The organism is Pantoea sp. X-Soil-TKNS-1279, from assembly GCF_059730565.1.
Window position 1 is genome coordinate 4,110,612 of record NZ_AP035948.1, and the last position, 11,816, is coordinate 4,122,427.

Here is an 11,816-nt window from a genome sequence, read left to right on the forward strand (position 1 = left end):
TAACAGCAAACCTGTAGTCAAACAGGTTTTGCCGCCGGGGGAAAGGTGCAGCGCACCGAATGCGAACTTAAACCAGAGCGCTGTACCGGAAAAAAGCGCGCGATAAATCGCGCCGCTACGGATCCATCAGACGTTATATACTCCGCTTTTGTTTGCCATCAGGAAACGTCATGGATCGTCTTGATTGTGACCGTATGTTTGTTGCCGTGCTGGAAGTCGGCAGCTTTGCCGGTGCCGCCGCGCGGCTTGGCACCAGCAGCGGCCAGGCGTCAAAGCTGGTATCCAAACTGGAGCAGGAGCTGGGTGTGCAGTTGTTTAAACGCAGCACACGCGCCCTCTCTCCCACTGAAGTGGGGCGCGCTTATTACGAACGGGTAAAAAGCCTGCTGGAAGCCTTCGATACCCTCGATGCCACGGTGCGTGAAAGCGCAACGACTCCCACCGGACGCCTGAAGATCAGCGCCCCCGGCACCTTTGGCACCGCCGTGCTCGCCAGCGTGCTGGTGGAGTTCGCCCGCACTTATCCGCAAATCGAACTGGACGTGAACTTCTCCGATCGGGCGGTGAATATCGTCGATGAAGGGTTTGATATGGCGATTCGGATTGGCAAGCTGGATGACAGCAGCCTGATTGCCCGCCGCCTCGGTGATGTGCCGGTGCGCGTGGCGGCTTCGCCGGGGTATCTCCAGCAACACGGCACGCCGCAGCACTGGCGCGATTTGGCGGCACACCAATGTATCAGCGACACCAATTTCCGCGATCCCTGGCACTGGCCGTTCGTCACCCCATGCGGCGATAGCGTTAATATGCCAATTCGCGGTCGCCTGTGTTTTTCCAATACCGAAGCCTGTTTACAGGCGGCACTGGCCGGGCTGGGCATCGCGCGCTTACCGGGTTTTATCGCCGCGCCGGCCCTGCAACGCGGTGAGATCGTCTCGCTGCTGGATGCCTTTGCCACCCCGCCGCTCGGCCTGTTTGCACTTTATCCTCCGGCCCGCCATCTGGCACAGAAAACCCGTCTGCTGATCGACTTTCTCGCCGAGCATTTCCGTCATTATCCACCGGGCTGATTCCTTCCATTCTGGAAGCAATGAAAGCCATTTTGCCCGGATTATCACCCATCCGGCAGCGGGTTAAGCTAACCAACATCACCACAGAGGAGCAGAGCGATGTTGGTAAACGGTAAGTGGAGCGCAGAGTGGCATCCGGTACAGGCCACCGATAAACAGGGCGGCTTTGTCCGTCAGACATCCAGTTTTCGCCATTGGATCACCGCCGATGGTTCCAGCGAGTTTGCCGCCGAGCCGGATCGCTATCACCTCTATGTGGCGCTGATTTGCCCGTGGGCTTCACGTACCCTGATTGCCCGCAACCTCAAAGGATTGGAGCAGGTAATCAGCGTGTCGGTGGTGGAGCCACAACTGGGTGACCAGGGTTGGCATTTCGGCGATTATCCCGGCGCCGATCGCGATACGCTGAATAACGCCGAATATCTGCACGAGCTGTATACCCGCGCCGCGTCTGATTTCACCGGTCGTGCCACTGTGCCGGTGTTGTGGGACAAAAAAACCGGAACCATTGTGAATAACGAATCCGCCGACATCCTGCGGATGCTGAACAGCGGATTCGGCGATCTGGCCAATAACAGCCTCGATCTGTATCCGCAGGATCTGCGCAGCGAGATCGATGCGATCAACGAATCGATCTATCCGCGTCTGAATAACGGCGTGTATCGCACCGGTTTCGCCACCACGCAAATCAGCTATCAGCAGGCATTTCAGGATGTTTTCAGCCAACTGGATGAGCTGGAGGAACGCCTGAGCGATGGCCGTACTTTCCTGCTGGGTGAGCGCCTGACCGAAGCCGATATCCGCCTGTTTGTGACGCTGATCCGCTTTGACGCAGCTTACCACGGCCTGTTCAAATGCAACCTGCGCCGCCTGCGCGACTATCCGCTGCTCGATCGTTACCTGAAGAGTATGCTGTCGGTGTCCGGCGTGCGTCAGACAGTGAATATCGACCATATCAAACAGGGCTACTATTCCATCAAAGCACTGAACCCGAATGGTATCGTGCCGGTTGGCCCGGATATGGCGGAATACGGTTTTTAAGGAGCGGTAAGATGGCAAAAGCGTTAGTGATTTTTCTGCACGGCGTCGGCAGCAATGGTGACGATTTGGCGGTACTCGGCCAGCATTGGGCCAGCCTGTTGCCGGATGTGGCGTTCGCCTCACCGAATGCGCCTTATCCGTTTGAACACGGCATGGGTTATCAGTGGTTTAGCCTGAACGGCGTCACCGTGGAAAACCGTCCGGCACGGGTGCGTGAAGCGCGCGCTGCGTTCGATGCCACGCTACAGCAATTAATGGCACAGCATGGCTTTACCGATGCCTGGGATAAAGTGATTCTGGTGGGCTTTTCGCAGGGGTCGATTATGGCGCTGGATGCGCTGGCGTCGGGTCGTCATCCGCTGGCGGGTGTGGTGGCATTCTCTGGCCGTCTGGCCTTTGACGGTGCCCTGACGCCGCAGCCGCTGACGCCTGCGCTGTTGATCCACGGCCACGCTGACGGCGTGATCCCCTGGACCGAGAGCGAATCCGCCGCGCTGCGCCTGAAAACCGCGGGTGTGACGCTGGAAACACGTTTTGAACCGGCCACCGGCCACACCATTTCTTCGCAGGGCGCGATGCAGGCGGCTGCCTTTATCGCGCAATGTTTGCAGGATTAAGGCCAGTAGCGATTCAGCGCAGTCCACGCCTGTTGCGCCGCCACTGCCGGTGGCTGCGCTTTTAACGCATCGTTAAACACCTCGATGCCAACCGGGCCGTTGTAACCGGCGCTTTTCAGCTTATCGACAAAACGCTCCACTTCGATGATGCCGTCACCCGGTAATAAACGCTGATGACGTGCAATATCGATAATGGCGTCATTGTTCTGCGGCGGCAGTGCCGCCATATCGCACAGCTGCACTTCATAGATGCGATCGGCGGGGATACCATCCAGCTGCGAAGCATCGCCGCCCCGCGCACAGATGTGGAACAGATCGACCACCAAACCAATGTTGGGTTGATCCAGCCGTTGCAGGCGCTCCCACGCCAGCGGCAGGGTGTTATCGACGCTGCACCACGCCATTGGCTCGTACATGATACGCATTTTGTAGCGCGCGGCTTCCGACGCCATCCACTGCAAATCCTCATCGATACGTTCCGCGAGGCAATCTTCACGCGTGGTGGCCGGTGCCTGAATGGTGTCACAGCCCAGCGCCTGAGCGACCTGAATAAACTGACGCAGTTCTTCGCGTTTCTGCTGACGTTCACGATCCGGCGCACCGGTAAAATCGCGTAATACCTGCAAGTTGGTAAACGTAAGCTGCTGCTGAGCGGCCAATTGCGCCAGCGCCAGGGTACCCTGCGCGCTGGCCTGAACATCTTCACGCCAGATTTCAACCTGATCAAAGCCCGCGGCATGCGCTGCTCGCAATTTCTCTTCGGGCTCACCGTTTAACAACACCAGGTTAAGGAATTTGGGGTGACTACTCATCAACGTGCTCCTTAATCGTCCGGATAAATCGGTGACACGTTCTGTGCGTCACACGCACAGAACTCTGACCAGTATCTACCTCTTAAAGGTTATTTCAAGCGCTCCGTTTAGCCCAGCAGATTGACCACGGCGAAACCGGCAAAGGTCATCAATAAAGAACCGATCACATGCACCATCACGCTCGACATCGCCCAGAAATATTTGCCTGCCTGGATCAGCACGACAATTTCTGCCGAGAAGGTGGAGAAGGTGGTCAAACCGCCACACAAACCGGTGACAATCAGCAATTTCCAGGCCGGATCAAGCTGTGGATTCTTTAAAAACCAGGCCAGTGCAGCACCAATAATAAATCCACCAATCAGATTCACCATTAAGGTGCCGGGCGGCAGATTGGGGAATAGCGTGTTAAAACGGAGGGAAATCAGCCAGCGCAGTGTACAACCCACGGCACCACCGAGCATAACAGCCAACAGCGACTTCAACATAAATGTGTAGCTCCTGATGTTTGAAACGCGCAGGGCCGCGGCAGGACAGAAAAACACCTGACACACCGCCGTCTCCCGCGCAGGGATAAGAGTGTTGTCAGGCGTCATCAGCCGTCTGTTGCCAGAACGGCGGTTGGGGAAGGTGGCACGCCATCACCTTGAGGGGGTTGATAATACGATGGCTGGCGCTGGCAAACAATATGTGACGTTGCGCAAGGTAATCGTCCGGACAAATTGGTGTATCACCCAACACATTTATGTTTTAACCTGGACGGCAGCGATTAACTGGAGATCCTCATGCGCACCCTGATTTTTGATACCGATATCGGCGTGGATGACGCCTTTGCGCTGGCGTATGCCGCGCGCACCCAGAAATTACTGGGTATCACCACGGTATTTGGCAATGTTCCGGTGGGCCAGGCGGTGAAAAACGCCCGGCTGTTTTGCGAGAAAATGACTATTGATGCCCCGGTGTATCGCGGGTGTTCACGTCCGCTGGCGCTGACCCCTTCTGAACCGGCGCGTCTGCATGGGGAAGATGGTTTGGGCGATGCCTTCCCTAACCCACACAGCGATCAGGCCCCCAGCGCGGTACAATTTATTATCGACAGCGTGCGCGCTCACCCGCATGCCATCACCCTGGTGGCGATTGGCCCGCTGACCAATATTGCCAGCGCAATCAATCAGGCCCCGGATATTATTCCGCTGGTGAAAGAGTTGGTGATCATGGGTGGCGCATTCGGCACCGACGGACACAGCGGCAACGTTACGCCGTTCGCCGAGTTCAATATCTGGAAAGACCCGCATGCCGCCGACCAGGTGCTGTCCTCGGCGTTAAAAGTGGTGGTACTGCCGCTGGATGTCACCCATAAGGTGTTGATTACCGCAAATGAAGTACATCAACTTAATCAACCGGTGTTGAGCGCCATCTGCCGTCCCTATCTGGCGTATAGCCTGGAAAAAGAGGGGTTTGCGGGTATGGCACTGCACGACACCCTGACCCTTTCCTGGCTGGCACTGCCGCACGCCTTTCACGTCACGGAAGCGCCGGTACGCGTGGTGACGGAAGGTATCAGCAGCGGGCAGACGTTACGCCGCCTCAACGCCCTCGCCTCACGCCATGATCCCTTTGCCGGGTTGCGTGCCCAGCGCCTGTGTCTTGGGGTGGAGGCTGACGCAGTGCGCCAGCACTTTTTCGCCACATTGCAGGCGTAAAGACGCGCGATAAATCGCGCCGCTACTGGGATGATTGATGGCCTGTAGCGGCGTGATTTATCACGCGATTTTTGCGGCACCGCACACCCACGGTGCGGTGCCCGATGAAAACTTAACGGGCGAAGTGAATGACGCCTTTGATGAGTTCGCGATTGTTGATCACCTCGGGTTCAAAGGTTTCCGCCAGGGTGGAGAAGTCATAATGCCGATTGAGCATCATGTCAGCACGTAACTGGCCGCTCGCCATCAGTGCGCGCACTTTGTCGAAATCTTCGCGCGTGGCATTGCGGCTGCCCATCAGCGTGGTTTCTTTTTTGTGGAATTCGGTATCGGGGATCACCAGGTCGCCTTTGTGCAGGCCGACAAACACAATAGTGCCGCCGTGACGAATCAGTTTTACCGCGCCGTTCATTGCTGCCGGGCTGCCGGTGGCATCGATCACTTTGGCTGCCAGGCGTCCACCGAACTGCGCGCGCAGCGTGGCGTCAAAATCCGCATCCAGCGGGTTGATGGTTGCCAGCCCCAGTTGCTGCGCGACATGCGCCCGCCGCTGCTCGCTGGTATCCGCCACCACCACCTGCGCGCCCGCTGCTGCGGCAATTGCCGCCACACCCAGGCCAATCGGCCCGGCACCGACCACCAGCACCTGCTCATCCGGCATCACCGCAGCCCGGCGCACCGCGTGGGCGCTGATGGCGAATGGCTCGATCAAGGCTGCCGCTTCCGGTGCGACATCATCCACCGCCAGTAAATTGTTTTGCGGTACGCTGAGCAGTTCACAGAAACCACCATCCTGATGCACGCCAATCACCGAGATGTTTTCACAGCAGTTGGTTTTGCCGCTCTGACAAGCGTCGCACTGCTGGCAGGCGACGTACGGGATCAACGCCACACGTTGCCCCGGCGTAAAGCCGCTCGCCTCAGCGCCCAGCGCCACCACTTCGCCGCATAGCTCATGGCCCAACACGCGTGGATAACTGAAAAACGGCTGGTTCCCCGCCCAGGCATGGATATCGGTGCCGCAAATCCCGGCGGTAATCGGTTTGATCAGAACCTCGTGGGCGGCCGGGGTCGGTCTGGCACGCTGCTGCCACACCATGCTACGCGGTTCCGCCACCACCAGGGTTTTCATGCTTGTCATAGGTTTCTCCTGTGCTGATGTCACAGTTATGGCGAGAATCGATGTTAACGGCTTGTTGCGCACGCAAAAGTGTGAGACAGAACGATTTTTTTGGGCTTTCGATGGTTTTTAATAAATAAAAAACCGGAGCCTGTTATGAGCCGAAGCCAGAATCTGCGTCAGAACGTTATCAACCAAATGCTGGAAGGCATCGCGCAGCGCCATATCCGTTCGCCTTTACCCCCGCAGGCGGCGCTGGCGGAGATGTTCAATATCAGCCGTACCACGGTGCGCCACACCCTGCATTACCTGCACCAGCGCGGCATTCTGGATAAAGTGGATGAGACGTATGTCATCGTGCGTAACCCCAGCGATGAAGATGGCTTCAGTGCCCTCACTCCACCGATTGAGCAGCAGGCCACGCAATTTGAGCAGGCATTTTTTAATTTGATCAACCAGCGGCTACTGATGCCGGGTGATACCTTTACCGAGCTGCAACTGGCGCAGCGGGTGAAGGTCAGCCCGGTGGTGGTGCGTGAATTTTTGCTGCGTTTTATGCGCTACAACCTGCTGGAGCCGGTGAAGCGCGGTCAGTGGCGCATGAAAAAGTTCGACCAGAATTACGCGGAAAAACTGTTTGAGCTGCGTGAAATGCTGGAAACCCACGCGTTAAATCGCTTTCTCAATCTGGCATCGGAGGATGAGCGCTGGATTCAGGCACGCGATTTACTCGACCGGCACCGTGCGATGCGAGACACCATTGCCAGCGATTACCGCCACTTCGCCGCACTGGATAAGGAGATGCATTCGTTGATTCTTTCCGCCGCCAACAACCCATTTTTTAATCAATCGCTGGAGATCATCTCGGTGATTTTTCACTCGCATTATCAATGGGATGAAAGCGATTTAAAGCAGCGTAATATCGTGGCACTGGAGGAACATATGGCGATCCTCACCGCGTTGATTAGCCGTCAGGATGTGGAAGCGCTGTGTGCATTGCATGCCCATCTCGACACCGCCAAAACCTCGATGATCCGCTCGATCCGTCAGTACAATTAAAAACCGATTAAAAACCACAAAGCATTAGCTCCCGCACGAATCAGAAACATCTTTGCAACATCCTGTCATCTTTGCTTCTAGTCTCGGAACCATCTGTTGAGGTCGCATCGGTTGGCGACCACAGAACCCCACACTGACTGATAACGATAAGTACCCAGATCCGGGAGGTTGCAATGGAAAATACGTCGGCTCGTGGTCGCGAGACAGCGCCAGCCCCAGCCGCAGATGGACGCGAATTTGTCCCTTCACGCGGCGATGTGGTGCGCTCACCGCGCATCAGAAAGATTCAGATGACAGCGATGTTGTTGCTGCTGTTCGCCGCCATTATTAACTATCTTGACCGCAGTTCCCTGTCCGTCGCCAATATGACCATTCGCGGCGAGCTGGGTTTGTCGGCCACCGAGATTGGCGTACTGTTGTCAGCGTTTTCGCTGGCGTATGGTCTGGCGCAGCTGCCGTGCGGTGCACTGCTGGACCGCAAAGGCCCGCGCATTATGCTGGCGATTGGCATGTTCTTCTGGTCGTTGTTCCAGGCCGCCGCCGGTATGGTGCATAACTTCACCCAATTTATCCTCGTGCGTATTGGCCTGGGTATTGGCGAAGCGCCGATGAACCCGTGCGGCGTGAAGGTGATCAACGACTGGTTCAACATCAAAGATCGCGGTATGCCGATGGGGATGTTTAACGCCGCCTCGATGATTGGCCTTTCGATTGCCCCGCCCATTCTGGCAGCGATGATGCTGGTGCTGGGCTGGCGCGGTATGTTTGTCACCATCGGCGTATTGGGGATGTTCCTCGCTATCGGCTGGTATCTGACCTACCGCGATCGCGACAACAACAAATTGAGCGCAGAAGAGATCCATTATTTACAGGCGGGTAGCGTGGCATCACGCAAGGAGCCGATCAGTTTTGCCGAGTGGCGTGGTCTGTTTAAGCAACGCACCATGTGGGGCATGATGATTGGTTTCAGCGGCATCAACTACACCGCGTGGCTGTATATCGCCTGGCTGCCGGGCTACCTGCAATCCACCTATAACCTCGACCTGAAAAGCACCGGTTTACTGGCGGCGATTCCGTTCCTGTTCGGTGCCGCCGGGATGTTGCTCAACGGCTATGTGGTGGATGCGCTGGTGCGTCGTGGGATAAATGCAGTGAAGGTGCGTAAGGTGAGCATTGTCAGCGGCATGTTGCTGTCAGCGGCATTTACCGCCTTCGTCACCCGTGCCACTGACACCACCAGCGCGGTGACGCTGATTGGGATGGCGCTGTTCTGTATCCATTTTGCCGGTACGTCCTGCTGGGGATTGATTCATGCCAACGTGACTGCACGCATGACGGCGTCGGTCGGCAGTATCCAGAACTTTGCCAGCTTTGTGTTCGCTTCGTTCGCGCCGATTGTTACCGGTTGGGTGCTGGACACCACCAAATCCTTCAGCCTGGCGCTGATGATTTGTGCCGGTGTGACGGTGGTAGGGGCGCTGGCGTATCTGTTGTTGGTGCGTAAACCGATTACGGATGGGGTTTGATTCTGGAAAGGTTCCGCCCGCCGCAGCGGTTTGACTATGAGTAGGTTCCGCCCGCCAGCAGCGGTTTAACTCTGAGTAGGTTCCGCCCGCCAGGCATTGTGGAGTTTCAGCTGCAACGTGCAGGCGGACGGGTTAAGGCCCGAGGGCGCGGGCCTTAACAATCCGCGCCCTGCGCCGTCCTCGCGCAGCGCTCCGCGCTGTTCCCTCGCTTATCACTCAGGCCTTACGGCACGCGCAGATTCGCCATCCCTGGCTCATTCCGCTCTCTCGCCGCATCCATGCGGCTCGGCCTGGCCTTCCCTCTGCGCTCGGCGCTGCGGATGCCGCCCCCCACCGTCTGAAAGACCGCAGAAAAAACAAAAAACAGAAAACAAAACACAAAAAATAAAAGCGAAAAGAAAAAAACAGATAAGTAAAAGGCATGCAGCGGGGGTGGGGCGCCATCCGGACTCGCTGAGCGAATGAATGCTGCCAGGATGAGCCGCATGGATGCGGCGAAAGGCGGCGTTGAGCAGGAGCGAATCGACGCCGGTCCGTCGGCAGCATGAATGAGCGAAGGTACCGCGTAGCGGCGAGGGAGGCTGGCGCAGGGCCGGGGAGTGCAGAGGGCGCGGCCAGGCGCCCTTTGCTCGGTCGCCGCACCGGCGAACTGAAACTACTTCAGCCTGTGGCGAACGAAATCACGCAAGTGCAAACGCCCCCCTAAGGTTTCACCGTAAAAAACCGTGATTCACACTGCCGCGCAATCTCCCACAACTTATTACGAATCACCTGTTTCAGTTGCAGGGTCGATTGCGACTGAGGCCGGTCACGCCGGCTAATCAGCATCACCTCAAACGGCAACGGCTGTGCCACTGGCAGCAGCTTCAGCTGATCGGCATAACGACAGGCGGTAAACAGATCCACGATCCCTACGCCGCCGCCCGCCAGCACCATGTCGGCAATCACCGAGTAGGTTTTAATCGACAACGACACCCCCGGATTTAACCCCTTATCCCGCAGCGCGCGATGCAGCACACGGCCCAACGGGTCCTGGCTTTGCATCATCAGCAGGTTATTGGCGCACAGCCATTCAAGGGTGACCGGTTCGTTGTGGGTATGATGCAGCGGCAGTAGCGCCACCATTGAGGATTGAAACAAAGGTTCCGCCAGCAGGTCAGCATCCACCTGCTGACCAAATACCAGCGCGAAATCGAGCTGATTATCGAGGATGCTGCGACACAGGGTGCTGAAATGTTCGGTGACCAACTCCACGCTGACCGATGCCGCCTGTTGTCGCCAGGTGACCAGCGCCGGGGCCAGCACCATCTGACCAAAAGCATGCGCCGCACCAACGCGCACTGTCTGTCCTTCGCCACGCCGCAGTTGCTCCGTCAGCTCGGTAATGGACTGTAAGCGTTGATACAGTTCTTCCACTTCCGGCAGCAAACGCCGCCCTTCCGCCGTCACAATCATCCCCTGGGCGCGCCGTTCAAACAGCGCAAAACCAAGCTGCTGCTCGGCGTGGTTCAACACCCGGCTGACATTCGGCTGCGACACATTAAGCAGGCGCGCCGCACCGCTGATGCTGCCGGTCTGCACAATCGCCTGAAACACCTCAATATGTCGCAATCGCACGATTATTCGCCCCAGGTGGCTTCAAGCACACGCAGCCAGTTGCCGTAGCAAATTTTCTCCAGCAACTCTTGCGAATAACCGCGCGCCGCTAACGCATCCACCACCAGCGGGAAACCGGCCACGTCTTTCATATCGCCCGGCATGGTCGCGCCATCCAGATCGGAACCAAAGCCGACGCCATCTTCACCCACTTTTTCCAGCAGATATTCCACATGCCGCACGATGGCATCCACCGTGGTGGGCGCGTGACGATCGCCGTCTTCACGCAGGAACGGCACCGCAAAGTTCACGCCGACAAAACCCTGAGTTTCCGCAATCGCTGCCAGTTGACGATCGGTGAGATTGCGTGACTGGGCACTCAGCGCATGCGCATTGGAGTGGCTCGCCACCAGCGGCGCATCGCTGATCTCAGCGGTGTGCCAGAAACCTTTTTCATCCATATGTGACAGATCCACCATGATGCGGCGCTGGTTACAGTCACGCACCAGTTGTTTACCTGCCGCCGTCAGACCATTGCCGATATCAGGCGAGGAGGGATAACGGAAGGGGACGCCGTTGCCAAACTGGTTCGGACGGCTCCATAGCGGCCCCAGGGTACGTAACCCGCTGGCGTAGAGGATGTCCAGCAGCTCGCCATGCGTATCCAGCGCTTCCGCCCCTTCAACATGCATCACCACCGCCAAAACCCCTTTACTCATGCATTCACGAATATCACGCACGCTGCGGCAGATTTTTACCTGGCCCTGCGACGCCTGCTCAATCCGCAGCAATAACGCCAGCATGGAGAAGGTGGCATCGCGCGCAGTGCTGATAATTTCATGAGGAAAATCTGAGAGGTCTGGCGCACTTCTTGCAACTAGCGGGTGTGATGGCACCCAGGTGGCAAAAATCCCACCTACCATATTTCCGTGCCGGATGCGGGGAAAGTCCATCTGGCCTGATTCAGTGCCGTTGAAAAAAACATTCACGGCATCGGGCTGATGGTGTTGCCACAGTTTGTTGAGGACATCGTTGTGACCATCAAAAACCGGGATGGCAATCCGGTTGGCGTTCGGCGAGTCAGACATGTTGTATCCGTTTCTTGTTCAGGGGAAAGCGCAAACGCTGCCAGTTGATGGGGCGCAATGCACCGAAACAGGGCAAGCGGCTGCGTATGAAACAAAAGGCTTAATGCCTGTTATTAATCCTCCTGCCCGGCGGGAATGTCAAGACAAAAAACAGCAAATAATAATTTTTTTATTTTAATAATCAATA

General features: G+C 57.0%; 12 protein-coding genes and 1 riboswitch. Of the genes, 7 read left to right on the forward strand and 5 right to left on the reverse strand.

The window, feature by feature from the left end; translation table 11 throughout:
• Positions 1–170 precede the first annotated feature (170 nt).
• The 3 genes from AC6I8N_RS19265 to AC6I8N_RS19275 all read left to right on the forward strand — a co-directional run bounded on the left by AC6I8N_RS19265 (position 171) and on the right by AC6I8N_RS19275 (position 2,728).
• Entirely contained in the window at positions 171–1,070 is a 900-nt protein-coding gene (locus AC6I8N_RS19265) for a LysR family transcriptional regulator (RefSeq protein ID WP_021184940.1), read from the forward strand.
• A gap of 99 nt (positions 1,071–1,169) precedes the next feature.
• Positions 1,170–2,111, forward strand: a complete 942-nt coding sequence (locus tag AC6I8N_RS19270; protein WP_497829710.1) for a glutathione S-transferase family protein — start codon at positions 1,170–1,172, stop codon at positions 2,109–2,111.
• Between the two features lie 11 nt (positions 2,112–2,122).
• Positions 2,123–2,728 carry an alpha/beta hydrolase gene (locus AC6I8N_RS19275; RefSeq protein WP_021184942.1) on the forward strand — a complete coding sequence of 202 codons (606 nt, stop codon included), beginning with the start codon at positions 2,123–2,125 and terminating at the stop codon, positions 2,726–2,728.
• Here AC6I8N_RS19275 and AC6I8N_RS19280 read toward each other — a convergent pair.
• Both AC6I8N_RS19280 and crcB read right to left on the reverse strand, forming a co-directional pair.
• Positions 2,725–3,540, reverse strand: a complete 816-nt coding sequence (locus tag AC6I8N_RS19280; RefSeq protein WP_208724366.1) for a sugar phosphate isomerase/epimerase family protein — start codon at positions 3,538–3,540, stop codon at positions 2,725–2,727. The two genes, AC6I8N_RS19275 and AC6I8N_RS19280, sit on opposite strands and share 4 nt — an antisense overlap.
• A gap of 107 nt (positions 3,541–3,647) precedes the next feature.
• Positions 3,648–4,025, reverse strand: a complete 378-nt coding sequence (crcB, locus tag AC6I8N_RS19285) for a fluoride efflux transporter CrcB (RefSeq protein WP_021184944.1) — start codon at positions 4,023–4,025, stop codon at positions 3,648–3,650.
• 91 nt (positions 4,026–4,116) lie between these two features.
• A riboswitch (Fluoride riboswitch) is annotated at positions 4,117–4,192 on the reverse strand.
• A 130-nt stretch (positions 4,193–4,322) separates the two neighbouring features.
• On the opposite strand from crcB, the gene AC6I8N_RS19290 reads away from it, so the two are divergent.
• Positions 4,323–5,240, forward strand: a complete 918-nt coding sequence (locus tag AC6I8N_RS19290; RefSeq protein WP_497829711.1) for a nucleoside hydrolase — start codon at positions 4,323–4,325, stop codon at positions 5,238–5,240.
• A 112-nt stretch (positions 5,241–5,352) separates the two neighbouring features.
• On the opposite strand, the gene AC6I8N_RS19295 is transcribed toward AC6I8N_RS19290, so the two are convergent.
• A complete protein-coding gene (locus AC6I8N_RS19295; protein WP_021184948.1) occupies positions 5,353–6,381 on the reverse strand; it encodes a zinc-binding alcohol dehydrogenase family protein in 1,029 nt (342 codons plus the stop codon).
• Between the two features lie 135 nt (positions 6,382–6,516).
• On the opposite strand from AC6I8N_RS19295, the gene AC6I8N_RS19300 reads away from it, so the two are divergent.
• Positions 6,517–7,419, forward strand: coding sequence for a GntR family transcriptional regulator (locus tag AC6I8N_RS19300; RefSeq protein WP_208724367.1), 903 nt, complete (start codon positions 6,517–6,519; stop codon positions 7,417–7,419).
• 173 nt (positions 7,420–7,592) lie between these two features.
• Positions 7,593–8,945 carry an MFS transporter gene (locus AC6I8N_RS19305; RefSeq protein WP_497829712.1) on the forward strand — a complete coding sequence of 451 codons (1,353 nt, stop codon included), beginning with the start codon at positions 7,593–7,595 and terminating at the stop codon, positions 8,943–8,945.
• Between the two features lie 702 nt (positions 8,946–9,647).
• Here AC6I8N_RS19305 and AC6I8N_RS19310 read toward each other — a convergent pair.
• On the reverse strand, positions 9,648–10,562 hold the full coding sequence (locus AC6I8N_RS19310; RefSeq protein ID WP_497829713.1) for a LysR family transcriptional regulator: 915 nt from the start codon (positions 10,560–10,562) through the stop codon (positions 9,648–9,650).
• Between the two features lie 2 nt (positions 10,563–10,564).
• The gene (locus AC6I8N_RS19315; protein ID WP_497829714.1) at positions 10,565–11,629 is read right to left on the reverse strand and encodes a dipeptidase; all 1,065 of its coding nucleotides are present in this window, start codon (positions 11,627–11,629) and stop codon (positions 10,565–10,567) included.
• On the opposite strand from AC6I8N_RS19315, the gene AC6I8N_RS19320 reads away from it, so the two are divergent.
• Positions 11,628–11,807, forward strand: a complete 180-nt coding sequence (locus tag AC6I8N_RS19320; RefSeq protein ID WP_036626739.1) for a hypothetical protein — start codon at positions 11,628–11,630, stop codon at positions 11,805–11,807. The genes AC6I8N_RS19315 and AC6I8N_RS19320 overlap by 2 nt on opposite strands.
• The last annotated feature ends 9 nt before the right edge of the window (positions 11,808–11,816 follow it).

Excerpts from the sequence above, each read along its gene's own strand:
- AC6I8N_RS19305 (WP_497829712.1), top strand. The coding sequence starts at position 7,593 with ATGGAAAATACGTCGGCTCGTGGTCGCGAGACAGCGCCAGCCCCAGCC.
- AC6I8N_RS19270 (WP_497829710.1), top strand. The coding sequence starts at position 1,170 with ATGTTGGTAAACGGTAAGTGGAGCGCAGAGTGGCATCCGGTACAGGCC.
- AC6I8N_RS19295 (WP_021184948.1), bottom strand. The coding sequence starts at position 6,381 with ATGACAAGCATGAAAACCCTGGTGGTGGCGGAACCGCGTAGCATGGTG.
- AC6I8N_RS19280 (WP_208724366.1), bottom strand. The coding sequence starts at position 3,540 with ATGAGTAGTCACCCCAAATTCCTTAACCTGGTGTTGTTAAACGGTGAG.
- AC6I8N_RS19300 (WP_208724367.1), top strand. The coding sequence starts at position 6,517 with ATGAGCCGAAGCCAGAATCTGCGTCAGAACGTTATCAACCAAATGCTG.
- AC6I8N_RS19320 (WP_036626739.1), top strand. The coding sequence starts at position 11,628 with ATGTTGTATCCGTTTCTTGTTCAGGGGAAAGCGCAAACGCTGCCAGTT.
- AC6I8N_RS19315 (WP_497829714.1), bottom strand. The coding sequence starts at position 11,629 with ATGTCTGACTCGCCGAACGCCAACCGGATTGCCATCCCGGTTTTTGAT.
- AC6I8N_RS19265 (WP_021184940.1), top strand. The coding sequence starts at position 171 with ATGGATCGTCTTGATTGTGACCGTATGTTTGTTGCCGTGCTGGAAGTC.
- AC6I8N_RS19290 (WP_497829711.1), top strand. The coding sequence starts at position 4,323 with ATGCGCACCCTGATTTTTGATACCGATATCGGCGTGGATGACGCCTTT.
- crcB (WP_021184944.1), bottom strand. The coding sequence starts at position 4,025 with ATGTTGAAGTCGCTGTTGGCTGTTATGCTCGGTGGTGCCGTGGGTTGT.
- AC6I8N_RS19275 (WP_021184942.1), top strand. The coding sequence starts at position 2,123 with ATGGCAAAAGCGTTAGTGATTTTTCTGCACGGCGTCGGCAGCAATGGT.